This is a genomic window from Rhodopseudomonas sp. NSM (assembly GCF_052445935.1).
GTDB lineage: Bacteria > Pseudomonadota > Alphaproteobacteria > Rhizobiales > Xanthobacteraceae > Rhodopseudomonas.
This window is the reverse complement of record NZ_JBQTCH010000006.1, coordinates 90,586-114,019: the sequence shown is the minus strand read 5'-3', so window position 1 is coordinate 114,019 and position 23,434 is coordinate 90,586. Positions and strand designations below refer to the sequence as shown.

Below are 23,434 nucleotides of genomic sequence, written 5' to 3'. Positions count from 1 at the left end.
TAAGGTATAATATTCCGCAATGACGACAGGAACCGATCTTGATCCGGAATGGGCCGAGCCGAAACTGTTTTCGGCGCTGCTGAAGCCGCATCGCGCCTTGAGTCACAAGGCTTTTCTGGTGCTGATGGGATTCCTCGGCACGATCAGCTTCGCCGCCGGCCTCGGCTTCTGGATGCTCGGCGCCTGGCCGGTGTTCGGCTTCTTCGGCCTCGATCTCTTGGCAATCTACATCGCCTTCAAGGTGGTGTTCGCCCGCGGCCGCGCCAGCGAAGAAATCTCGATGACGATCAGCGAGTTACGGGTCCGCCGCACGTCGCCGCGCGGCCAGGTGGTGGAATGGGTGCTGAACCCGCTATGGGTCCGGCTGGAGAAGATCGTCCATGCCGAGTTCGGCATCGAACATCTCTATCTGGTGTCCTCGGGCCGCCGCGTCAGTATCGCGAGCTACCTCGGCGCGGAGGAAAAGGCGAGCTTCGCCAATGCCTTGACGGCTGCCTTGGAGGCCGCCCGACGCGGCCCGGTGGTTCAAGCCTGATCCGGCGGGCACGCTGAAAACGGGTGGCCGATGCGGCCCCGGCAGGTAACATCGGCCTCATGATGAACCTCGCTATCGCCGACCATGTTCCCGCCAAGCCCGGCCCCCGCGACACCGCGCTCGCCGACTACGACGCGGTGCGCCGCGCCATCGCGTTCATCTCGCAGAAGTGGAAGGCGCAACCCACCGTCGAGGCGATCGCCGACGCCGCCGGGCTGACGCCCGACGAACTGCACCATCTGTTCCGCCGCTGGGCCGGCTTGACGCCGAAGGCCTTCATGCAGGCGCTGACGCTCGACCATGCCAAGTCGCTGCTGCGCGATTCCGCCAGCGTGCTCGATGCGGCATTGGACTCCGGGCTGTCCGGCCCCGGCCGGTTGCACGACCTGTTCGTGACCCATGAGGCGATGTCGCCGGGCGAATGGAAGAGCGGCGGCGCCGGGCTGACGCTGCGCTATGGCTATCACGCGTCGCCGTTCGGCACCGCCGTGGTGATCGCCTCCGAGCGCGGTCTCGCCGGCCTCGCCTTCGCCGATCCCGGCGGCGAGGAGGCCGCTTTCATGGACCTGCAGCGGCGCTGGCCGCGCGCGATGTGCATCGCCGATCAGGCGTTCACCGCGCCCTTCGCGCAACGCGTATTCGACCCGGCGCAATGGCGACCGGAGCAGCCGCTGCGGGTGGTGCTGATCGGCACCGATTTCGAGGTCCGGGTCTGGCAGACGCTGCTGAAAATCCCGATGGGCCGGGCGCTGTGCTACTCGGACATCGCCGGCCGGATCGCCGCGCCGAAGGCGTCGCGCGCGGTCGGCGCCGCGATCGGCAAGAACCCGATTTCGTTCGTGGTGCCGTGCCATCGCGCGCTCGGCAAAGGCGGCGCGCTCACCGGCTATCATTGGGGCCTGACCCGCAAACAGGCGATGATCGGCTGGGAAGCGGGGCAGCTCGGGGCGGGCTGACCCTCCGGCCGACCGATTGACGGGGGCGGGCCGCGACCATAGGTGTGAGGGGCGCCGCAACAGCCTCGAGGCGCGCGCCCACACCCAGGAAAGTCTTTGCCATGCAGTCCCGTCGTCCCGTCATGCTCGTGATCCTCGATGGCTGGGGATGGCGCGAGGACCCGGCAGACAATGCCGTGCTGCAGGCCAAAACCCCCACCTTCGACTCGCTGTGGGCGAACGGACCGCACGCCTTCCTGCGCACCTCCGGCAAATCGGTCGGGCTGCCAAATGGCCAGATGGGCAATTCCGAGGTCGGCCACCTCAATATCGGCGCCGGCCGGGTGGTGATGCAGGATCTGCCGCGGATCAGCGACGCCATCGCCAGCGGCGAGATCGAACGCGCTCCCGAGCTGCTGGCCTTTATCGAGAAATTGCGCGCCAGCGGCGGCACCTGCCATCTGATGGGCCTGGTGTCGCCCGGCGGCGTACATTCGCTGCAGGATCATGCCTGCGCGCTGGCCAAGATCCTGGACAAGGCCGGAATCCCGACCGTGCTGCACGCTTTCACTGACGGCCGCGATACGCCGCCGAAATCCGCGGTCGACGACATCGCCCGGCTCCGCGCCGACCTGCCGCCGAGCGTGCCGATCGCCACCGTCAGCGGCCGCTATTACGCGATGGACCGCGACAACCGCTGGGAGCGCGTCGGCAAGGCCTACGATGTGATCGCCGAGGCCGAAGGTCCGCGCTTCGCCGACGCCGATGCGGTGATCGCCGCCGGCTACGCCTCCGGCGTCAATGACGAGTTCATCATTCCCGCCGTGGTCGGCGACTATCAGGGCCTACGCGACGGCGACGGCGTGCTGTGTTTCAATTTCCGCGCCGATCGGGTGCGCGAGATCCTTGCGGCCCTGCTCGATCCGGCCTTCGCCGGATTCCCGCGCAAGCGCGTGCTGAAGATCGCCGCGGCCGCCGGCATGACGCAGTACTCGACCGCGCTGGATGGCTTGATGCGCACGATCTTTCCGCCGCAGAGTCTGGTGAACGGCCTCGGCCAGGTGGTCGCCGACACCGGCCGGCATCAGCTGAGAATGGCGGAGACCGAGAAATATCCGCATGTCACCTACTTCCTCAATGGCGGCGAGGAAGTGCCCTATCCCGGCGAAGACCGCATCATGGTGCCTTCTCCCAAGGTGGCGACCTACGATCTTCAGCCGGAAATGTCCGCGCCTGAGCTGGGCGACAAGGCCGTGCAGGCGATCGAGTCCGGCAAATACGACCTGATCGTCCTCAACTTCGCCAATCCCGACATGGTCGGCCACACCGGCAGCCTGCCGGCGGCGATCAAGGCGGTCGAGACGGTCGACACCCAGCTCGGCCGCATCGTCGCGGCGATCCGCGCGTCCGGCGGCGCGCTGCTGGTCACCGCCGACCACGGCAATTGCGAGATGATGCGCGATCCGTTCACCGGCGGCCCGCACACCGCGCACACCACCAATCCGGTGCCGGTGCTGCTGGTCGGCCACGACGGTCCGCTGGCCGACGGCCAGCTGTCCGATCTCGCGCCGACGCTGCTGAAGCTGATGGATCTGCCGCAACCCGCGGAGATGACCGGCACATCGCTGATCGGATAGCCGCGCGCGCTGCGGCAACCCGTTCGGCAGCTCAGAACTCCGCGAGCCCGAGCACGTCCATCATCGAATACAGCCCGGGCTTCTGGCCATGCGCCCATTGCGCCGCCTTCAGCGCGCCATGGGCGAAGATCATGCGGTCCTCGGCCTTGTGGGTGAGCTCGATCCGCTCGTAGGGTCCGGCGAAGATCACGCTGTGGTCGCCGGTGACGGTGCCGCCGCGCAAGGACGCGAAACCGATGTCGCCGGACTTGCGCGCGCCGGTGAGGCCGTCGCGGCCGCGCGCCGAATGGCTGTCGAGATCGACCTTGCGGCCGGCCGCGGCGGCTTCGCCGAGCAGCAGCGCGGTGCCGGACGGGGCGTCGATCTTGGCGCGGTGATGCATTTCGACGATCTCGATGTCGAAATTGTCGCCGAGCGACTGCGCCACGCGCCTGGTCAACGCCGCCAGCAGATTGACGCCGAGGCTCATATTGCCGGACTTCACCACGATCGCCTGCCGGGTGACGCTCTGGATCACCGCATTGTCGGAGGACGACAGGCCGGTGGTGCCGATGACGTGGACGATGCCGCGCTGCGCGGCGATCGCCACATTGGCGATGGTCGCGGCCGGCACGGTGAAATCGAGAATGCCGTCGGCGCCGGCGGACAGCTTCCACAGGTCGGCGGACAGCGCCACGCCATTGGCCGGCAGACCGGCGAGCACGCCCGCGTCCTGCCCCAGCAAGTCCGAGCCGGGCGCTTCGAGCGCGCCGGTGAGGACGACGCCTTTGGTCTCGGAAATGGCGCGCGTCAGCGCGCGGCCCATCCGGCCACCGGCCCCGGCAACGATCAGGCGCATATCTGACATCGGCTGGCGATCCTTTTGCAGGCCCGCGGTATAGCCGGGCGAACCGGGCCCGGCAACTGATCGAAAGCAGGCGAGGCGCCTCAGCCTTGTGGCTGCGGCCCGTCATAGCCCTCGACGATGACGATCTCGCCCTGCGAATACGGCGCGCGCGCCTTGATCAGCGCCTGATACTCCGGCGAGTGGTAGCAGGCGAGCGCTGTCGCATAGTCCGCGAACTCGATCACGACGTTGCGCGAGCGCGACGGGCCTTCATGCGCCTCGTAGGTGCCGCCGCGGGTCAGGAACTTCGCGCCGTATTTGGCGAACACCGCGCCGTTGTGGGCGACGTAGTCGCGCTTGTAGCCGTCGAGATCGTGCACGTCGATCCGTGCGACCCAGTAGCCTTTGGCCATCGTCTTCTCCCTGATCAGTTATTTCGCTTGCGCGATTTCGGCGACGATCGCCTCCGCCGCCTGCTTTGGATCGGGCGCCTCTATCACCGGCCGCCCGACCACGAGATGACTGGCGCCGGCGGCGATCGCCCGCGCCGGGGTCATGATCCGCTTCTGGTCTCCGGCGGCCGAACCGGCCGGACGAATGCCCGGCGTCACCAGCGCCATCGCCGGGCCGACGATGCCACGCAGATGGGCCACCTCTTCGGGCGAGCACACCAGCCCGTCGGCGCCGATCGCCAGCGCCTGCCGCGCGCGCGCCTCGACGAGGTCGCGCACGCCGAGCGCGTAGCCGGCATCGGTGAGGTCGGCATCGTCGTAGGAGGTCAGCACCGTGACGGCGAGGATCTTCAGCCCCGAGGTGCCGCGCGCCTCGACCGCGGCTCTCATCGTTTGCGGATAGGCGTGCACGGTGAGGAAGGTGGCGCCGAGCGAGCTCAGGCTCTCGACGCCGCGCGCCACGGTGTTGCCGATGTCGTGCAGCTTGAGATCGACGAACACCTTCTTGCCGGCATCGACCAGTTGCGGCACCAGCGCGAGCCCGCCGGCATAGGCGAGCTGATAGCCGATCTTGTAGAAGCCGACGCTGTCGCCGAGCTTGTCGATCATCGCTTTCGCGGTGTCGACGCCGGGCACATCCAATGCAACGATCAGCCGGTCGCGATCGGCGGGGTCGGCTTGCGCCATGACCTGTTACCTCATCATCTGTTGGGCGAAGTCGATCAGTTGCCGCACCATCGCCTGCAGCGCGGCGACGTCGGCGGGAAGTTTCAGCCGATCGGTGTCGTCATAGGCCTGATGCGCGAAGGAGAGCGCGAGCTGATTGGGAATCACCGGCGCGCGGCAGCCCGACAGGATCAGCCGCAGCGCGGCGAGGCAACGCGCGCCGCCGAGTTTGCCTTCGGAGGCAGACGCCAGCGCGAAGGCGCGTTCTCGAAACACCTGACCTTGGGTCTCGTGCGGGTCCTCGACCCGCGATACCCAGTCGATCGCGTTCTTCACCAGCGGCGGCGGCGCAGAATTGTATTCCGGGCTGACGATCAGCACGCCGTGATGCGCGCCGATCATCCGCTTCAGATTGATGGCATTGACCGGCACGCCGGATTTGGCTTCGAAGTCGCCGTCGTAGATCGGCAGCGGAAAATCGGCCAGCGACAGCCGGGTGACGTCGATGTCGGCGCGAACGAATGCATACGCGGCGGCGGCCGCCAGCCGCACATTGTGCGAGCCGGTCCGCAACGAGCCGGGAATGATGAGGATCTTCACCGCTGACATGACGCCGACCTCCTGCCGACAAGCGCGACCATGGCCGCGCCCTGTTTAGCCAAGTTGTCAGGGGAAGGAACGCCGGATTTTCCCGGAGCGTCAGCGTCTGTGGAAAGGCGCTGTCACGAGCGGCGGCACGGCCGACGGCTCAGCCCTTGCGATAGACCCAGACCCGGGCAGGCGGGATGTTCATCCAGATCCGCTCGGACGCCTCGGTGGCGACGCCCGGCAGCGATTTCGGAATTGGCGGCGCAACCGAATAGGTGAACTGCACGAACGGCGCGCCGGGTTCGAGCAGATTGAAGGAATCGCGGATCAGCTTCATCCGGGTCAGCATCGGCTTGGTCACGAGCGGAAGCCCCGACACCACCGCGGTGGCCGGCTCGGGCAGCACGTCCCACAGCGTATCGCGCAGCCGATAGGCATCGCCCTGGACGATCGTCGCTTGCGGATAGCGTTCGCGCAGAAGCGCGCAGAAGCTCGGATTGTATTCGACCAGCACCAGGCGTTTCTGATCGACGCCGTGCTCGACCAGCGCATTGGTGATCGCGCCGGTGCCCGGGCCCAGTTCGATCACCGGCCCGGTGGAATGGATGTCGACATATTGCGCCATGGTCCGGGCCAGCAGCTTGCCGGACGGCATCACCGCGCCCATGTGCAACGGCTTCTCGATCCAGGAACGCAGGAAGCGAACCTCGTCGTCGAGACGGGGCTGCTTCTTCAACGCGCGAACCGAGGACTGCAAAGCCATTCCGCTACCAAACCGGGGAGGTATTTTGGCCCAGTGTCAAATTATTGTTACAGAACAACTATAGGGCACTCCCCGGCCGGTCAAGCTAGACGGTTAGGGAGTGTTCGCGCGGGAGCCGAAGAAGTCCTTGACCTTGGAGAAGAAACCCGCAGCTTCCGGTTGGGTTGCACCGGAGGATAATTTTTCGAACTCGGCCAGCAGCTCCTGCTGCTTCTTGGTCAAATTCTGCGGCGTTTCCACGGCAACCTGGACATACATGTCGCCGACCTGACGCGAACGGAGCACCGGCATGCCTTTTCCCGCAATGCGGAATCGCCGGCCGGTCTGGGTGCCCGACGGCACCTTCACCTTGGTTTTGCCGCGCTCGATCGTCGGCACCTCGAATTCACCGCCCAGCGCCGCCGTCACCATCGAAATCGGCACCCGGCAGTGCAGATCGGCGCCGTCGCGCTGGAAGATCGCGTGCGAGGCGAGCGACAGGAAGATGTAGAGATCGCCGGGCGGCCCGCCACGGAGGCCGGCCTCGCCTTCGCCGGCGAGACGGATGCGGGTACCGTCCTCGACCCCCTGCGGAATGTTGACCGACAGCGTCCGTTCACGGGTGACACGGCCGGAGCCTGAGCAGGACGGACACGGGTCTTCGATGATCTGGCCGCGGCCCTGGCAACTCGGGCAGGTGCGCTCCAGCGTGAAGAAGCCCTGGGCCTGACGGACGCGGCCGGCGCCGCCGCAGGTCGAGCAGGTTTTCGGCTTGGTGCCGGCCTTGGCGCCGATGCCAGAGCAGGACTCGCAGGTGACCGAGACCGGGATTTCGATCTGCGCGGTCTTGCCCTTGTAGGCGTCCTCCAGCGTGATCTCCATGTTGTAGCGCAGGTCGGCGCCGCGCTCGCGGCCGGTGCCGCGACCGCGCTGTCCGGCCATGCCGAACAGGTCTTCGAAGATATCGGAGAACGACGAGGCGAATCCGGCGCCGAAGCCGGGACCGCCGCCGCCCATGCCCTGTTCGAAGGCGGCATGGCCGTAGCGGTCATAGGCGGCGCGCTTGTCGCCGTCCTTGAGGATTTCGTAGGCTTCGTTGATTTCCTTGAACTTGATCTCGCTCGACGCATCGCCCGGATTGCGATCCGGATGCCATTTCATCGCGAGCTTGCGGAAGGCGCTTTTGAGCGTCGATTCGTCGGCGCTCCGCTCGACTTCAAGGGTTTCGTAGTAGCAACGCTTGGTGGTGGACATCCGTCAAACCTGCTCGATTCAATTGACCCTCGAGGGAACGTGCACGCTTCATGCAGTCCCAGGCCCAACGAAAGCAACCCCCACCTGAAGTCCGCAAGCGCGTTCGTCAGATGGGGGTTACGTTATCCGTCATGCGGCCCTTAGGCTGACTTCTTGTTGTTCTTGTCGTCGTCGACCTCGGTGAAGTCGGCGTCGACGATGTCTTCCTTGGCGGCGTGCTTGGCCGCGTCGGACTCCGCCTGCTGCGTGTACATCGCTTCGCCGAGCTTCATCGAGGCCTGCGCCAGCGTATTGGTCTTGGTCTTGATCACCTCGGCGTCGTCACTCTTGAGCGACTCGCGCAGATCGCTGAGCGCGTCCTCGATGGCACGGCGCTCCGGCTCCGCGACCTTCGAACCGTGCTCGGCCAGCGCCTTCTCGGTGGAATGCACCAGCGCATCGGCATGGTTCTTGGCGTCGACCGCTTCGCGGCGGCGCTTGTCCTCGGCGGCGTTGGCTTCGGCGTCCTTGACCATCTTGTCGATGTCGGAATCCGACAGGCCGCCCGACGCCTGGATGCGGATCTGCTGCTCCTTGCCGGTCGCCTTGTCCTTGGCCGAGACGTTGACGATGCCGTTGGCGTCGATGTCGAACGTCACCTCGATCTGCGGCATGCCGCGCGGCGCCGGCGGAATCCCCATCAGGTCGAACTGACCGAGGATCTTGTTGTCGGCCGCCATTTCGCGTTCACCCTGGAAGACCCGGATGGTGACCGCGTTCTGATTGTCTTCCGCGGTCGAGAACACCTGGCTCTTCTTGGTCGGGATCGTGGTGTTGCGCTCGATGATCCGGGTGAACACGCCACCCAGCGTCTCGATGCCCAGCGACAGCGGGGTGACGTCGAGCAGCAGCACGTCCTTGACGTCGCCCTGCAGCACGCCGGCCTGGATCGCGGCGCCGATCGCCACGACTTCGTCCGGGTTGACGCCCTTGTGCGGCTCCTTGCCGAACAATTGCTTCACGACTTCCTGGACCTTCGGCATGCGGGTCATGCCGCCGACCAGCACCACTTCGCCAATCTCGCCGGCGGTGAGGCCGGCATCCTTCAGCGCCTTGCGGCAAGGTTCGATCGTCTTCTGCACCAGATCGTCGACCAGCGCTTCGAACTTGGCGCGGGTGAGCTTCATCGTCAGATGCTTCGGACCGGACTGGTCCGCGGTGATGAACGGCAGGTTGATCTCGGTCTGGGTTGTCGACGACAGCTCGATCTTGGCCTTCTCGGCGGCTTCCTTGAGCCGCTGCAGCGCCAGCTTGTCGTTGCGCAGGTTGATGCCCTGCTCCTTCTGGAATTCGTCGGCGAGGTAGCTGACCAGACGCATGTCGAAGTCTTCACCGCCGAGGAAGGTGTCGCCATTGGTCGACTTCACTTCGAACACGCCGTCGCCGATCTCCAGGATCGAGACGTCGAAGGTGCCGCCGCCGAGGTCGTAGACCGCGATCGTGCCGGCCTTGGTCTTGTCGAGGCCGTAGGCCAGCGCCGCCGCGGTCGGCTCGTTGATGATGCGCAACACCTCGAGGCCGGCGATCTTGCCGGCGTCCTTGGTGGCCTGACGCTGGGCGTCGTTGAAGTAAGCGGGGACGGTGATCACCGCCTGATCGACCTTCTGGCCGAGATGCGCCTCCGCGGTCTCCTTCATCTTCTGCAGAATGAAGGCGGAAACCTGAGAGGGCGAATAGGTCTGGCCGTCGGCCTCGACCCAGGCGTCGCCATTGGAGGCTTTGACGATCTTGTAGGGAACGAGCTTCTTGTCCTTCTCGACCATCGGGTCGTCGTAGCGACGACCGACGAGGCGCTTCACGGCGAAGAAGGTGCGCTCGGGATTGGTGACGGCCTGGCGCTTGGCGGGCTGACCGACCAGCCGCTCTCCGTCGTCGCTGAATGCGACGATCGAGGGGGTCGTGCGCATGCCCTCTGCGTTCTCAATGACCTTGGAATTCTTGCCGTCCATGACGGCGACGCACGAATTGGTGGTGCCGAGATCGATCCCGATGACCTTTCCCATGGTGCTCATATCCTTCTTTTTGCGGCGAGTCGGGCGGGCCCTGACGGCGCACCAGCCCCAACCCCCAAATATCAAATGCTCGCGATTGTGCGGCGGTGAGCCTCATATAGGAGGGGGGGGTGGGGGCTGCAAGGACTGGCGGGCGGCCTCGCCTACGAAAACATCGGCTTTGATGAATCATCATCGGGCTCCGACGCGCCGCCGGGGGCGGTGGTTTTGCAGCACGGCAAAAGGGGTCCGCTTGCGGCCGGTCGTCCCAGTGTGCGGTTGCGCCTTGACCGGACGTCAGGACGTGATCAGGTGCCCTTCGGCCGTCGCATCTTCGCCCGTGCGATCGCCCCGACGGGCAGCCGCCACCAACCATCGAACGGCCTCAATGCGACTTCAGTAGAGCCCACCATGAGACAGATAGCGCGCCTCCTCGCCTTTGCCCTGGTGCTTGCCGCGACGCCCGCAGTCGCCGACACCATCTATCCACGTGGCATCCGCGTCGGCCTCACGCCGATGCCGGGAATGACCGAGTCGAAGGCCTTCCTCGGCTTCGAATCCGCCGGCCACGGCGCCAAGGTGCTGTTGGCGGAATTGCCGGGCCCGGCCTTCACCGAGGTCGAGGCGGCCTTCAAGGCGGTGCCGGAAGGCGCGATGGGCAAGGTGAAACCCGAGAGCCTGGAGACCGCCGCAGGCACCGCCTACTACACGGCCGAGGACGGCGTCGTCGGCGCCGACAAGGTCCGTCGCTACTCGCTGATCGTGTCGGGCAGCAAGGCGTTCTCCGGCTATGTGGCGGTGCAGGTCGCCGACAGCGAGGCCAAGACCTACTCGGACGAGGCCGTGAAGAAAATGCTGAGCTCCGTCTCGGTGCGGCAGCAGGTGCCGGTCGAGGAGCAGGTCGCGCAGATGCCGTTCGACATCCGCGAACTGGGCGACTTCAAGACCGTGCGCACGCTGGCGCCCGGCGCCGCGCTGCTGCTCGCCGACGGCAACGAGGACACCGGCATCGAAGGCGCGCCGTTCATGGTGCTGGGCCTGATCGGCTCGGTGCCGGAGCAGACCGACGATCGCGCCCGCTTCGCCCAGCAGGCCGCCGCCACCATTCCGGGTCTGCGCGATGCCAGGATCACAACGTCCGAACCGATGCGGATCGACGGCTCGCCGGGCTTCGAGACCCGGATCGACGCCGTCAGCGGCAAGGACAACACACCCGTCACCGTGGTGCAGTGGCTGCGGTTCGGCAATGCCAGCGTGGCGATGCGGGTGATCGGCAGCTCGCCGCGCGACCGCTGGTCCGACGCGTTTCCGCGCTTCCGCAAGGTCCGCGACGGGCTGAAGGCGCGCTGATCAGGCGCTGGTGTCGGTGCCGTTGGCGGCTGCGGGCGCGGGCTTCGCGCCGCCCTTTGAAACGCCGACCAGCGCCGGGCGCAGCACGCGCTCGCCGATCATGAATCCGGCCTGCACCACCTGCACCACCGTGCCGGCCGGCACCGACGGATCCGGAACTTCGTACATCGCCTGCTGGAAGTTGGGATCGAACTTCTCGCCCTGCGGATCGAACTTCCGGACGCCATTCTTTTCCAGCGCGTTGATCAGCGACCGCTCGGTGAGTTCGACGCCCTCGATCAGTCCCTTGAGACCGGCGTCGGCATTGGCGCGGGCTTCGGCCGGCACGGCGTCGAGCGCGCGCTGCAGATTGTCGGCGATCTCGAGCACGTCGCGGGCGAAGGCGCTGACGCCGTAGGTCCGCGCATCGGCGACCTCCTTCTGGGTCCGGCGGCGCAGATTCTCCATCTCCGCCAGCGTGCGCAGCATCTTGTCGCGCGCCTCGGCGGCTTCCTTGACCAGCGCTTCGTTCGCACCTTCTTCCGGGTCGTCCGGCATGATGTACGGCTTGGAAACCACCGGATCGGCAGCGGCCTGCGGCTGGTCCTGGTTGTTGTCCTTCGGTCCGTTGGAATCGGTCATCACGCTACCTTTTCGAAATTTCGTCTGGATCGGTCGGGAATTGGGCTGGCCGGGATATCGTGGTTTGCGCCGCCAAAATCAAGCTTGGCGGCGTCTCAGCCGCCCAGCATCTGGCTGACGATGCGCGCGGTGTAGTCGACCATCGGGATCACCCGCGCGTAGTTCAGCCGGGTCGGACCGATCACGCCGAGCACGCCGACGATATGGCCGGCGCCGTCGCTATAGGGCGCGATGATGGTCGAGGAACCGGACAGCGAGAACAGCTTGTTCTCCGAGCCGATGAAGATCCGCACGCCCTCGGCGCTCTCGGCGCGGCCGAGCAGATCGACCACGCCGCGCTTGGTTTCGAGATCGTCGAACAGCCGCCGCACCCGTTCGAGGTCTTCCAGCGCGTGCAGATCCCCCAGCAGATTGGCGTGGCCGCGCACGATCAGCTGGCGATCCTCGCCGTCGCCGCCCGACCAGCTCGCGATTCCAGCCGAAATCACCTTCTGGGTCAGCTGATCGAGCTCGGTGCGGTCCTGCGACAGCATGGTTTCCAGCTCGAGCCGCGATTCGGCCAGCGTCCGGCCGCGGATCCGGGCGTTGAGGAAGTTCGATGCCTCGGTCAGCGCCGATGACGGCACGCCCGGCGGCAGCACCAGCACCCGGTTCTCGACCTGGCCGTCTTCGGCGACCAGGATCACCAGCGCGCGCTCCGGCTCCAGCCGGACGAATTCGATGTGCTTGAGCCGGACGTTGGATTTGGCGGTCAGCACCACGGCGGCCGCCCGGGTCAGGCCGGACAGCCGGGTCAGCGCTTCGCCGAGCGCGGCCTCGACGGTTTTGGCCTGCCCAACGGACGAGAGCTGCGCCTGGATCGATTGCCGCTCCGGCTCGGTCAGGTCGCCGACCTGCATCAGCGCATCGACGAAAAAGCGCAGGCCGAGTTCGGTCGGCAGCCGGCCGGCGGAGGTGTGCGGCGCGTAGATCAGGCCGAGCTGTTCCAGATCGGCCATGACGTTGCGCACCGAGGCCGGCGACAGCGGCATCGAGATCAGCCGGGAGATATTGCGCGAGCCGACCGGCTCCCCGGTCGCGAGGTAGCTTTCGACGATCTGGCGAAAGATATCCCGCGAGCGCTCGTTGAGCTGCGCCAGTCCGGTATTGGGCGCGATCAGGCCGATCGGTTCATGATGAGCCAACTTGTCCTCCGTTGCCGTTCTAATCTGTCGTCGCCGGCGTCAGGTTACAAGTCGGGAGTCTGGCCATGAGCAACCGCTTTGGGCGACCGCCCTTGCCGCTGGAGCGCTCCGCCCCTAAAAGCAGCCCGGATCGCCATTTCCCGAAATTGACGGAGAATTCCCATGCGGCCAAGCCGCCGTGCGCCCGACGAACTGCGCGCCGTTTCGCTGGAGCGGGGCGTCGTGAAATACGCCGAGGGCTCCTGCCTGGTAAAATTCGGCGACACCCATGTGCTGGTGACGGCGACCCTCGAAGAGCGGCTGCCGCCGTGGCTGAAGGGCCAGGGCCGCGGCTGGGTGACGGCCGAATACGGCATGCTGCCCCGCGCCACGCTGGAACGCACCCGTCGCGAGGCCGCGGCCGGCAAGCAGAACGGCCGCACCGTCGAGATCCAGCGTCTGATCGGCCGCTCGCTGCGCACCATCGTCGACCTGCAGGCGCTCGGCGAGCGCCAGATCACGGTCGATTGCGACGTGCTACAGGCCGACGGCGGCACCCGGACCGCCTCGATCACCGGCGCCTGGGTGGCGCTGGCCGACTGCCTCGCCTGGATGAAGACGCGCAACATGCTCAAGGGCAATGTGATGCGCGACAACGTCGCCGCGATCTCCTGCGGCATCTACAACGGCACGCCGGTGCTCGACCTCGATTACGCCGAGGATTCCGAGGCCGAAACCGACGCCAATTTCGTCATGACCGGCGACGGCCGGATCGTCGAGGTGCAGGGTACCGCCGAAAAGACCCCGTTCTCGCAGGACGAGTTCCTGGCGCTGATGGCGCTGGCGCAGAAGGGCGTGGCGCGGCTGGTCGATCTGCAGAAAATGGCGGTGGCGTGAGTCATTCTTGCCACCCATTCGCGGCCGCTCCTGAGCTACGCTAGCGCCGCCATGCATCGACGAATCAGCGGCCAGCTCGTGATCGCGACCCACAATCCCGGCAAGCTCGCCGAGATGCGGGAACTGCTGGCCCCTTACGGCATCGCGGCGGTGTCGGCCGGCGAACTCAGCCTCGGCGAGCCGGACGAAACCGGCGACAACTTCCGCGCCAATGCCCGCATCAAGGCCGAGGCCGCCGCGCAGGCGGCGCAATTGCCTGCATTCGCTGATGATTCTGGCCTGGCCGTCGATGCGCTCGACGGCGCGCCTGGAATATTTTCCGCGCGCTGGGCCGGCGAGGGCAAGGATTTCAACGCCGCGATGGCGCGCATCGAACGGCTGCTGCAGGAGCGCGGCGCCACCGCGCCGGCGCAGCGCGGCGCGCATTTCGTCTCGGCGCTGTGCGTCGCCTGGCCTGACGGCCACGTCGAAGAGGTGGAGGCGCGCGCCGACGGCACGCTGGTCTGGCCGCCGCGCGGCACCGCCGGCTTCGGCTACGACCCGATTTTCCTGCCGGAGGGGCATGAGCGAACCTTCGGCGAAATGACCAGCATCGAGAAGCACGGCCTGCCGCCGCTCGGGCTCGGCCTGTCGCATCGCGCCCGCGCCTTCGTCAAACTGGCGGAGATCTGCCTTGCGCGCTGATCCGGATCGCGCCTTCGGCGTCCAAGCCTTTGGTGTCTACGTGCACTGGCCGTTCTGCCTGTCGAAATGCCCGTATTGCGACTTCAACAGCCATGTCCGCCACGCCGCGATCGACGAGGACCGCTTCGCCCGCGCTTTCGCGCGCGAGATCGAGACGACCGCGCAGCGCATCGGTCCGCGCGAGGTCACCTCGATCTTTCTCGGCGGCGGCACGCCGTCGCTGATGCAGCCCTCGACCGTCGGCGCGATCCTGGATGCGATCGGCAAGCATTGGCGCGTTGCGCCGGACGCCGAAGTCTCGCTCGAGGCCAACCCGACCAGCGTCGAGGCGACGCGGTTTCGCGGCTATCGCTCAGCCGGCGTCAACCGCGTCTCGCTCGGCGTGCAGGCGCTCGACGACGTTTCGCTGAAAACGCTCGGCCGGCTGCATAGCGCGCAGGAAGCGATGGACGCGGTGGCGATCGCCCGCTCGGCATTCGACCGCTACTCGTTCGACCTGATCTATGCGCGTCCGGGGCAGACGCCGGCGATGTGGGAGGCCGAGCTGCGCCGCGCGATCGGCGAAGCCGCCGAGCATCTGTCGCTGTATCAACTCACCATCGAAGCCGAGACGCCGTTCTTTGCGCTGCATCGCGCCGGCAAATTGCAGACGCCGGACGAATCCGCATCGCGCGCACTCTACGATGTCACGCAATCGGTCTGCGCCGAGCTCGGACTACCCGCCTATGAGATTTCCAATCACGCCCGCCCCGGCGCCGAGTGCAAGCATAATCTCGTGTACTGGCGCGGTCAGGAATATGCCGGGATCGGCCCCGGCGCGCATGGCCGGCTCGACATAGGCGGCACGCGCTACGCCGTCGCCACCGAAAAACGACCGGAGAGCTGGCTGATGCGGGTCGAGGCCAGCGGCACCGGCGTGGTGACCGACGACCGCCTCAACAGCGAAGAGCGCGCCGACGAATTCCTGCTGATGGGCCTGCGGCTCGCCGAAGGCATCGACCCGCGGCGCTATCAGGCGCTCGCCGGTCGATCGCTCGATCCATCGCGGATCGCGATCCTGCGCGAGGAAGGCGCCATCATCGTCGACGCCGACGGCAGGCTGCGCGTGACGCAGGCCGGTTTCCCGGTGCTCGATGCGGTGGTGGCGGATCTGGCGGCGTGAAGTTGTCATTCCGGGGCGCGCCGCAAGGCACGACCCCGGAATCTCAGTTCTCATCACCGCGGGATTCCGGGGCTCACCGCTGTGCGGCGTCCCGGAATGACCGGCTGAACTAAGCCCCGAAACTCTTCGGCGAGCCGGCCACCGGCTGGCCGCCGCCGGTGGCGACGCGCATCACGGCGAGTCCGCGTTCATTGCTGCCGTCGGCGCGGAAGCGGAACAGGCCGTCGATGCCGGCGAAACCCGACGGACTGGTCAGCACGGCGGACGAGAACCGCTGCGGGCCTTGCGTGCGCGCCAGCGCGGCGACGAGCGCTACCGCGTCGTAAGCCAGCGTCGCGGTGCGCACCGGCTCCTGGCCGAAGCGGGTGCGATAGCGACCCGAGAAACTGCGGAAGCCGGACGGATCGGGTGCTGCGTAAAGGCCGCCCTGCAACGCCGGCGTTGCGAACACCCGCGGATTGTCCCACAGCCCGGTGCCGAGCAATTGCACGCGGCGCAGATCGGCGCCCGCCGCGGTCAGCGCGTCGGTGACGCTCGCCAGCGCGTCGCCGTCATCGGCCAGCAGCAGCGAGTCGGCGCCCGACAGCGCCTGCGCGATGGTCCGGGCCGGGCCGGCACGGTCGGCGCCGTATTTCTCGAACGCGGCGATGCGGCCGCCCTTGGTCCCGACCATCTGCTTGAAGGCGGCCTCGACCACGCCGCCATAGGCGTTGTCGGGCAGCAGCGCCGCATAGGAGCGTTTGCCGACGCTCGACGCATAGCCGATGATCCGGTTGACGTCGGACTCCGGCAGGAAGCTCAGCAAATACACGCCGCGGCCGGCGACGCTCGAATCCGTCGAAAACGCGATCATCGAGACGCCGCGGGCACGGGTGAGCTGCGCCGCGGCCGGCACCGATTGCGCGAACAGCGGGCCGAGAATGATCTCGGCGCCTTCGTCGAGCGCCTGCTGGGTCGCGGCCTGCGCGCCCTGCGGATTGCCGGCGTCGTCTTTCAGCAGCAACTGGATATCGGGATTGTTGAACTCGGCGAGCGCCATCTCGGCGGCATTCTTCATCGACTGCGCGGCGACGCCGGCATTACCGGCCGCCGACAACGGCAGCACCAGGCCGACCTTGACCCGGCCGCTACCGACCGATTGCGACTGCGGCGCGGCCTCCGGTGCGTTCGGCTGCTGGCCGAACTGGCTGGAGAGAGTCTGCTGCGTCCCCGAACAGGCGGCGAGCAACGGCGCGCCGAGGATCAGTCCGACCGCCGTGCGGCGGGTCGTTCGCAAAGACTTCGTGTTTGGATCGCGCAGTTCCGCCATGACATCTCTTGCAGGGACCGGCGACGCCAGTCCGATTTTCCGGTAGTTCAGTCTGGTCCACCGATGGTCGATGGGCCAACCATCATAACGTCGGCGAATGATTAACCAAAACAAAAGGTTTGTGCTCGCCGCCAGTGCCGCGACAATGTGCTGTCCGGTACTCCGCCTTTTCTCCTAGATTGTGTCCATGCGCATAAAATCGGCCAGTCCCGCTGTTCCTGTGTCCGCCTCCGAACCCGACGTCCGGACATTTCTGGTCGCGGGCCAGAAACTGATTGCGCGGCGCGCTGCCCCCGGGCTGCATCTGGTCGCGACGCCGATCGGCAATCTCGGCGACATCACCTTGCGTGCGCTGGAAACACTGGCCGGCGTCGATGTCATCGCCTGCGAAGACACCCGAATCACGCATCGGCTGACCGAACGATACGGCATCCCGGCGCAGCTGAAACCCTATCACGAACACAACGCCGCGCAGGCGCGTCCGAAGATTCTGGAGAAGCTCGCGCAAGGCGGATCGGTCGCGCTCGTCTCCGACGCGGGTACACCGCTGATCTCCGACCCAGGCTACAAGCTGGTGCGCGAAGCGTACGATGCCGGACACGATGTGATCGCACTACCCGGCGCCTCGGCTGTGCTGGCCGCGCTGGCGCTGGCCGCGCTGCCGACCGACCGCTTTTTCTTCGACGGCTTCCTGCCGGCGAAGCAGGGCGCGCGCCGCAGCCGGTTGAGCGAACTGGCGGCGATCGACGCGACGCTGGTGCTGTTCGAGGCCGGCAGCCGGATTCACAACAGCCTGCGCGATCTCGCCGACGTGCTGGGCAATCGTGACGCTGCAGTGTGCCGCGAACTTACCAAGCTGCATCAGGAGGTGCGCCGCGCGCCGCTGGCGGTGCTGGCCGAGACCGCCGAGACGCTCGACACCCGCGGTGAATTCGTGGTGGTGATCGGCCCGCCGGATCCGGGAGCGCAGGTCATGAGCCTGGACGCGCTCGACGGCTGGCTGCGCGAGGCGCTGCAGCGCGACAGCGTCAAGGATGCGGTGGCGCAGGCCGTCGAAATCTCCGGGCGGCCGCGCCGCGAGATCTACGCCCGCGCACTCGAATTGTCGCGGCAGCGCGAGGCCGACGATGGCGAAATCTAAGAGCCCATCGGCTCCGCCCGCGCCGGAACGCGTCGCGGCATTCCAGACCGGTATCTCGGCGGAGACGCGCGCGGCCGCGTATCTGATGGCGAAGGGCTACCGGATCCTGGCGCGGCGATTCAAGACGCCGTATGGCGAAATCGACATCGTGGCGCAGCGGCACAAGCTGATCGCCTTCGTCGAAGTCAAAGCGCGCGCCCGGCTCGACGACGCCGCCTATGCGGTGACGCCGCGACAGCAGCAGCGCATCATCGCTGCGGCCGAGGCCTGGCTGGCCGCCCACCCCGACCACGCCGCATTCGAGCTGCGCTTCGACGCGCTGCTGGTGGCGCCGAAGCGGCTGCCGCAGCATCTGCCCGCAGCGTTCGACGCAAGCCCATGACCGCCGAATCCTCGACCTCCAGATCCTCGACCGCCTCGCCCGACGGACCGATCGCCCCTTTCGCTCACAACCCTGGAAGCTCTGCATGACATTGAAGGTCGCCGTCCAGATGGACCCCATCGCGCGGATCAACATCCGCGGCGATTCGACATTCGCGCTGCTGCTGGAGGCGCAGAAGCGCGGCCACGCGATCTCGTACTTCACCCCCGACAAGCTCTCGCTGCGCGGCAACGACGTCATAGCGTCCGTGCAGAGCCTGAGCGTGCGCGATCAGGAGGGCGATCACTTCACGCTGGGCGAGCCCGAACGCGTCGATATGCGCAACTTCGATGCGGTGCTGCTGCGCCAGGACCCGCCGTTCGACCTCGCTTACATCACCAGCACGCATCTGCTGGAGCGGATCCATCCGCACACGCTGGTGGTCAACGATCCGGCCAGCGTCCGCAACGCGCCGGAAAAGCTGTTCGTGATGGATTTCGCCGAGCTGATGCCGCCGACGCTGATCAGCCGCAATCTCGACGAGATCAATTCGTTTCGCGCCGAGCACGGCGCGGTGGTGATGAAGCCGCTGCACGGCCATGGCGGCGCCGCGGTGTTTCGCGTGCTGCCGCAGGACATCAATTTCGGCTCGCTCTACGACATGTTCGCCGTCACTTTCCGCGAGCCCTGGGTGATCCAGCGATTCCTCCCCGAGGTGAAGCACGGCGACAAGCGCATCATCCTGGTCGACGGTGAGTTCGCCGGCGCGGTCAACCGGGTGCCGGCGGCGGACGACCTGCGCTCCAACATGGTGCGCGGCGGCGCCGCCGCCGCGACCGACCTGTCGGAGCGCGAGCGCACCATCTGCGCGACGCTCGGCCCGAAGCTGCGCGAGCGCGGGCTGTTATTCGTCGGAATCGACGTGATCGATGGTTACCTCACCGAGATCAACGTCACCTCGCCGACCGGCATCCGCGCCGTGGCGCGGCTCGGCGGTCCGGATATCGCCGGACGGGTCTGGGACGTGATCGAGCAAAAGCGGTCGTAAGCGGCGCCAGCGCCAGCGCCGGTATTTGACGTTAGTTGGGTCGTCCCCTCTTGCTAGTTCGCCGACGCCGCTCCAGAAGTAACGGGTGCAGGCGGAGCATTGGCGATGTTGGCAGGCGAAAGTCATCTGTGGGGACGGCGTGCGCTGGAGTTCGTCGATGCCGCGGACCGGCTCGACGGCCCGTCGCTGGTTCGCCAGTTCGAAGCCCACATCGCCAGCGCCGGCTTCACCGCCTACATCATGGCCGGGCTGCCTTCGCCCGGCGCCGGGCTCGCCGACCTGACACTGGCCGATGGCTGGCCCAGCGGCTGGTTCGAACTCTATGTCGGCCGGAACTACATGGCGGTCGATCCGGTACCCCGGCACGGCGCGACCACGGTGCAGCCGTTCGAATGGTCGGAAGCGCGCTACGATCGCAGGCAGGATCCGGCCGCGCACAAGGTGATGACCGACGCTACCGAATTCGGCCTGGTCCGCGGCTATTGCATTCCGCTGCACTACGACGATGGCGGCGCAGTGATCAGCATGGCCGGCGAAAAGCCCGACCTCGACCCCACAGCAAAGAGCGCGATGCAGCTGATCGGCGTCTATGCCCATAACCGGCTGCGCTCGCTCAACCGGCCCAAGCCGCAGCGCCGACTTCTGACCGCGCGCGAATGCGAGATCCTGTCGTGGGCGGCGCAAGGCAAGACGGCGTGGGAGATCTCGATGATCCTCCGCATCGCCGAGCGCACCGTCAAATTTCATCTGATCCAGGCTTCCCGGAAGCTCAATGCGGTGAACCGCACGGCCGCCGTCGCCAAGGCGATGGCGCTCGGACTGATTAGGCTGTGACCTGTCCGATCGGACAGTAGGACGCAACCGACCGCCACGTCACTCTCCCTTCCGCGTATCGATACGGGGGGAAGGACGATGGACGTTCACGTCGTACGTCGCGAGAACCGCGACCTCTATGCGGATCTGATCGAGCGTCAGTTTCGCATCCGTCACCAGATCTATGTCGTCGAGCGCAAGTGGACCGAACTCGGCCGGCCGGACGGCCGCGAGATCGATCCGTTCGACACCGACGACACCGTGTATCTCCTCGGTCTGCAAAACGGCGAAATCGTCGCCGGTATCCGAATGGTGCCGACCACGTCCCCGACGCTGCTGAGCCACGTCTTCCCGCAGCTCGCGCTGGACAGCCCTGTGCGGCGCACCGACGTCTATGAATTGTCACGGATCTTCGTCGTCCCGAACAGGCGCGGCGAGCACGCCGGCCCGCGCGCCGAGGCCGTCATCCAGGCCGCCGCCATGGAATACGGCCTCGCCATCGGGCTGTCCGCCTTCACCATCGTGCTGGAGTCGTGGTGGCTGCCGCGTCTGTTCGATCAGGGCTGGCGCGCGCGGCCGCTCGGACTGCCGCGGGACATCGACGGCATGTCGACCACAGCAGTGCTGGTCGATGTCGATGACGACGCCTGGCTCGAAATCTGCGCCCGCCGGTCGGTCCCCGGGCCGATCCTGCAGTGGCGGGGCCTCGACAACGTCGACCGCAATCCACTTCCCAACATCATGGAGCTGTCATGAGCACTCAACCCACCCCGCGCGCCAACCCGACCGTCGCGTCCGACGCCAGCGTCGCCCGCGCCAGGTCGGTGTCGATCGATACGCTGGCGACGACAATCAACCGTGCCATCGAGCAGGCCGAGGAGCTCCGCATCCCGTCAGCCGTGCAGTTGCTGATGATGGCGCGGCTCGAGGTCGACCTGACCGAGATCGCGCTCGAGACCAAACAGAAAGAATCGGCCTAGGCGGGTACGGCACCGGGCCGCGGGGAATTCTGTTCCCGTAATGTTCTTGCGCGAGATCGGGAACCGGGTTAGCCTTCCGGCAGCAGAGGGGCGTCATGGTTCAGCACGTGTCCACCGTGGCTTTCGAAGGCATCGATGCGCGCGCCGTCGATGTCCAGGTCCAGGTGTCGCCCGGGCTGCCGGCCTTCGCAGTAGTCGGACTTGCCGACAAGGCGGTGTCGGAAGCGCGCGAGCGGGTTCGCTCGGCACTGATCGCCTCCGGCCTGGCGCTGCCGGCGCGCCGCATCACGGTCAATCTCGCGCCCGCCGATCTGCCAAAGGAAGGCAGCCACTACGACCTGCCGATCGCGCTCGGACTGATGGCGGCGATCGGCGCCATCCCCGGCGACGCGCTGGCCGGATACACCGTTCTCGGCGAACTCGGCCTCGACGGCTCGATCGCGCCGGTGGCCGGCGTGCTGCCCGCCGCCATTGCGGCCAACGCCCGCGACGAGGGCCTGATCTGCCCGGCCGCCTGCGGCTCCGAGGCGGCCTGGGCCAGCCCCGACATCCAGATCATCGCGGCCAGTTCGCTGATCCAGATCGCCAATCACTTCAAAGGGACGCAGCTGCTCAGCCGGCCGCAGCCGCGGGTCCACGCGGCCGAGAGCTCGACCCTCGACCTGCGCGACATCAAGGGCCAGGAAAGCGCCAAGCGCGCTTTGGAGATCGCCGCCGCCGGAGGCCATCACCTTCTGATGGTCGGCTCGCCCGGTGCCGGCAAATCGATGCTGGCGGCGCGGCTGCCGTCGATCCTGCCGCCGCTGTCGCCGGCCGAACTGCTCGAAGTCTCGATGATCGCCTCGGTGGCCGGCGAGATCCGCGACGGCGCGCTGACCGCGAAGCGGCCGTTCCGCGCGCCGCATCATTCGGCCAGCATGGCGGCGCTGACCGGCGGCGGCATCAAGGCGCGGCCCGGCGAAATCTCGCTGGCGCATCAGGGCGTGCTGTTCCTCGACGAACTGCCGGAGTTCGATCCGCGGGTGCTGGACTCGCTGCGGGCGCCGCTCGAGACCGGCGAAGTCGCGGTGTCCCGCGCCAACCACCGCGTCACCTATCCGGCGCGCGTGATGCTGGTGGCGGCGATGAATCCGTGCCGCTGCGGCCGGGCCTACGAGCCGGGCTACGCCTGCAAGCGCGGGCGGGTCGAGCGCTGCAGCGCGGACTATCAGTCGCGGATTTCCGGGCCGCTGCTGGATCGCATCGACCTGCGGATCGAGGTGCCCGCGGTCACCGCCGCCGATCTGATCCTGCCGCCGGCGGCGGAAGGCTCCGCCGAAGTGGCGGCGCGGGTCGCCGCGGCGCGCGACGTGCAGCGGCAACGTTATGCCGCGATCGGACTGCCGCAATTCCGCACCAATGCCGAGGCGCCGGCGGCCGCGCTGGAGACCACAGCGCAGCCGGATTCCGCCGGGCTGAAGCTGTTGCGCGACGCCGCCGAGACGATGCGGTTGTCGGCGCGCGGTTATCATCGCGTGCTGCGCGTCGCCCGCACCCTCGCCGATCTCGACGGCGCCGGGAAGATCGGCCGGCTGCATCTCGCCGAAGCGCTGTCCTATCGCGCGCTCGGCGAGGACATCCGACGCGCAGCATGACTCGCGCCGGGTGATGGCGAATCACCGATCGGTCCTGTCAACCGGACGGTAACGAGTTTCGTTTACCATCTGCGAACCATAGCTCTGCGTATCAGGGCTGCGTTACGGATGGATGTGATGTTGCGTGTCCGGGTTCTGGCCTCCACCCTTCCGCTGCTGGTCCTGGGCCTGCTGGTCCGCGGTGAATTGATCGCCGGCCCGCAACCCTGCATCGCCATCGGTGATCGCACGGTGCAGATCGCACCCGCGCTCGAGCGAGCTCATCTTCATGTCGCTTTCACCGACGATCCGGCGCGCGCCACGGTCCGCGTCCAGATCGTCGACAGTCCCGATGCCGCCGATTTCGCCGTCACCGACGATGCTATCACCGACGAGCCCGGCGGCTGTGCACTGACGCCGGAAACCAGACTGGTGGCGATCGCAGCAAATCCGGCGGCGGCCGATCCGGTGATCTATCTCTCGCACGACGACGGCGACGGCGCCGACTACCGGATTTTCGTCCGCGCCAGGAGCTTCACTGTGCGTGACGCGGCCGCGCTGCTGGTCGGCGCCTCCGGCCGACATGCGCCGATCACCACCGCCTCGATCGGCGGCCGGTCTTAAGTT

General features: G+C 67.0%; 25 protein-coding genes. 15 read left to right on the top strand and 10 right to left on the bottom strand.

The window, feature by feature from the left end:
* The first annotated feature begins 19 nt into the window (after window positions 1-19).
* From ACTZWT_RS16405 to gpmI, 3 genes are all read left to right on the top strand, one after another.
* Window positions 20-535 carry a DUF2244 domain-containing protein gene (locus ACTZWT_RS16405; RefSeq protein WP_444770746.1) on the top strand — a complete coding sequence of 172 codons (516 nt, stop codon included), beginning with the start codon at window positions 20-22 and terminating at the stop codon, window positions 533-535.
* Window positions 536-594: 59 nt separating this feature from the next.
* Window positions 595-1,491, top strand: coding sequence for a methylated-DNA--[protein]-cysteine S-methyltransferase (locus tag ACTZWT_RS16400; protein ID WP_444770745.1), 897 nt, complete (start codon window positions 595-597; stop codon window positions 1,489-1,491).
* A 101-nt stretch (window positions 1,492-1,592) separates the two neighbouring features.
* On the top strand, window positions 1,593-3,107 hold the full coding sequence (gpmI, locus tag ACTZWT_RS16395) for a 2,3-bisphosphoglycerate-independent phosphoglycerate mutase (RefSeq protein WP_444770744.1): 1,515 nt from the start codon (window positions 1,593-1,595) through the stop codon (window positions 3,105-3,107).
* Between the two features lie 31 nt (window positions 3,108-3,138).
* On the opposite strand, the gene dapB is transcribed toward gpmI, so the two are convergent.
* The 7 genes from dapB to dnaK all read right to left on the bottom strand — a co-directional run bounded on the left by dapB (window position 3,139) and on the right by dnaK (window position 9,677).
* Entirely contained in the window at window positions 3,139-3,954 is an 816-nt protein-coding gene (dapB, locus tag ACTZWT_RS16390) for a 4-hydroxy-tetrahydrodipicolinate reductase (RefSeq protein ID WP_444770743.1), read from the bottom strand.
* 80 nt (window positions 3,955-4,034) lie between these two features.
* On the bottom strand, window positions 4,035-4,346 hold the full coding sequence (locus ACTZWT_RS16385; RefSeq protein ID WP_444770742.1) for a DUF1330 domain-containing protein: 312 nt from the start codon (window positions 4,344-4,346) through the stop codon (window positions 4,035-4,037).
* 18 nt (window positions 4,347-4,364) lie between these two features.
* Window positions 4,365-5,072 (bottom strand): orotidine-5'-phosphate decarboxylase, encoded by a 708-nt coding sequence (gene pyrF / locus ACTZWT_RS16380; RefSeq protein ID WP_444770741.1) that lies wholly within the window; start codon window positions 5,070-5,072, stop codon window positions 4,365-4,367.
* 6 nt (window positions 5,073-5,078) lie between these two features.
* The gene (locus ACTZWT_RS16375; protein WP_444770740.1) at window positions 5,079-5,660 is read right to left on the bottom strand and encodes an NADPH-dependent FMN reductase; all 582 of its coding nucleotides are present in this window, start codon (window positions 5,658-5,660) and stop codon (window positions 5,079-5,081) included.
* Between the two features lie 139 nt (window positions 5,661-5,799).
* A complete protein-coding gene (locus tag ACTZWT_RS16370; protein WP_444770739.1) occupies window positions 5,800-6,402 on the bottom strand; it encodes a class I SAM-dependent methyltransferase in 603 nt (200 codons plus the stop codon).
* A 93-nt stretch (window positions 6,403-6,495) separates the two neighbouring features.
* The gene (gene dnaJ / locus ACTZWT_RS16365; protein WP_444770738.1) at window positions 6,496-7,635 is read right to left on the bottom strand and encodes a molecular chaperone DnaJ; all 1,140 of its coding nucleotides are present in this window, start codon (window positions 7,633-7,635) and stop codon (window positions 6,496-6,498) included.
* A 140-nt stretch (window positions 7,636-7,775) separates the two neighbouring features.
* Entirely contained in the window at window positions 7,776-9,677 is a 1,902-nt protein-coding gene (dnaK, locus tag ACTZWT_RS16360) for a molecular chaperone DnaK (RefSeq protein ID WP_444770737.1), read from the bottom strand.
* A gap of 399 nt (window positions 9,678-10,076) precedes the next feature.
* Between dnaK and ACTZWT_RS16355 the strand changes: the two genes are divergently transcribed.
* Window positions 10,077-11,015 (top strand): hypothetical protein, encoded by a 939-nt coding sequence (locus ACTZWT_RS16355; protein WP_444770736.1) that lies wholly within the window; start codon window positions 10,077-10,079, stop codon window positions 11,013-11,015.
* Here the strand turns inward: ACTZWT_RS16355 and grpE are convergent, their stop codons facing one another.
* Together grpE and hrcA are read right to left on the bottom strand one after the other, a co-directional pair.
* Complete coding sequence (gene grpE, locus ACTZWT_RS16350; protein WP_444770735.1) at window positions 11,016-11,636, bottom strand: nucleotide exchange factor GrpE; 621 nt, start codon at window positions 11,634-11,636, stop codon at window positions 11,016-11,018.
* Between the two features lie 95 nt (window positions 11,637-11,731).
* Window positions 11,732-12,820 (bottom strand): heat-inducible transcriptional repressor HrcA, encoded by a 1,089-nt coding sequence (hrcA, locus tag ACTZWT_RS16345; RefSeq protein WP_444770734.1) that lies wholly within the window; start codon window positions 12,818-12,820, stop codon window positions 11,732-11,734.
* Window positions 12,821-12,982: 162 nt separating this feature from the next.
* On the opposite strand from hrcA, the gene rph reads away from it, so the two are divergent.
* Genes rph through hemW form a run of 3 tightly spaced genes read left to right on the top strand, consistent with a single transcriptional unit; the run spans window position 12,983 to window position 15,542 of the window.
* Window positions 12,983-13,696, top strand: coding sequence for a ribonuclease PH (gene rph / locus ACTZWT_RS16340; protein WP_444770733.1), 714 nt, complete (start codon window positions 12,983-12,985; stop codon window positions 13,694-13,696).
* Between the two features lie 51 nt (window positions 13,697-13,747).
* Window positions 13,748-14,380, top strand: coding sequence for an RdgB/HAM1 family non-canonical purine NTP pyrophosphatase (rdgB, locus tag ACTZWT_RS16335; RefSeq protein ID WP_444770732.1), 633 nt, complete (start codon window positions 13,748-13,750; stop codon window positions 14,378-14,380).
* On the top strand, window positions 14,370-15,542 hold the full coding sequence (hemW, locus tag ACTZWT_RS16330; protein WP_444770731.1) for a radical SAM family heme chaperone HemW: 1,173 nt from the start codon (window positions 14,370-14,372) through the stop codon (window positions 15,540-15,542). The genes rdgB and hemW overlap by 11 nt, the downstream gene beginning before the upstream one ends.
* Window positions 15,543-15,651: 109 nt before the next feature.
* Here the strand turns inward: hemW and ACTZWT_RS16325 are convergent, their stop codons facing one another.
* A complete protein-coding gene (locus tag ACTZWT_RS16325; RefSeq protein ID WP_444770730.1) occupies window positions 15,652-16,851 on the bottom strand; it encodes a penicillin-binding protein activator in 1,200 nt (399 codons plus the stop codon).
* Window positions 16,852-17,038: 187 nt separating this feature from the next.
* Here ACTZWT_RS16325 and rsmI point away from each other — a divergent pair, with 187 nt between their 5' ends.
* The 8 genes from rsmI (at window position 17,039) to ACTZWT_RS16285 (ending at window position 23,431) form a co-directional block, all read left to right on the top strand.
* A complete protein-coding gene (gene rsmI / locus ACTZWT_RS16320; protein WP_444770729.1) occupies window positions 17,039-17,992 on the top strand; it encodes a 16S rRNA (cytidine(1402)-2'-O)-methyltransferase in 954 nt (317 codons plus the stop codon).
* On the top strand, window positions 17,979-18,374 hold the full coding sequence (locus ACTZWT_RS16315; RefSeq protein ID WP_444770728.1) for a YraN family protein: 396 nt from the start codon (window positions 17,979-17,981) through the stop codon (window positions 18,372-18,374). Before rsmI ends, ACTZWT_RS16315 begins: the two co-directional genes overlap by 14 nt.
* Before the next feature lie 85 nt (window positions 18,375-18,459).
* On the top strand, window positions 18,460-19,401 hold the full coding sequence (gshB, locus tag ACTZWT_RS16310; RefSeq protein WP_444770727.1) for a glutathione synthase: 942 nt from the start codon (window positions 18,460-18,462) through the stop codon (window positions 19,399-19,401).
* A 105-nt stretch (window positions 19,402-19,506) separates the two neighbouring features.
* A complete protein-coding gene (locus tag ACTZWT_RS16305; RefSeq protein ID WP_444770726.1) occupies window positions 19,507-20,235 on the top strand; it encodes a helix-turn-helix transcriptional regulator in 729 nt (242 codons plus the stop codon).
* Window positions 20,236-20,313: 78 nt separating this feature from the next.
* Window positions 20,314-20,970: an acyl-homoserine-lactone synthase gene (locus tag ACTZWT_RS16300; RefSeq protein ID WP_444770725.1), complete on the top strand. Its 657-nt coding sequence runs from the start codon at window positions 20,314-20,316 to the stop codon at window positions 20,968-20,970.
* Window positions 20,967-21,194, top strand: a complete 228-nt coding sequence (locus ACTZWT_RS16295) for a hypothetical protein (RefSeq protein ID WP_444770724.1) — start codon at window positions 20,967-20,969, stop codon at window positions 21,192-21,194. The genes ACTZWT_RS16300 and ACTZWT_RS16295 overlap by 4 nt, the downstream gene beginning before the upstream one ends.
* Before the next feature lie 95 nt (window positions 21,195-21,289).
* Entirely contained in the window at window positions 21,290-22,828 is a 1,539-nt protein-coding gene (locus ACTZWT_RS16290; RefSeq protein ID WP_444770723.1) for a YifB family Mg chelatase-like AAA ATPase, read from the top strand.
* A gap of 117 nt (window positions 22,829-22,945) precedes the next feature.
* Window positions 22,946-23,431, top strand: coding sequence for a hypothetical protein (locus ACTZWT_RS16285; RefSeq protein ID WP_444770722.1), 486 nt, complete (start codon window positions 22,946-22,948; stop codon window positions 23,429-23,431).
* Window positions 23,432-23,434: the final 3 nt, after the last annotated feature.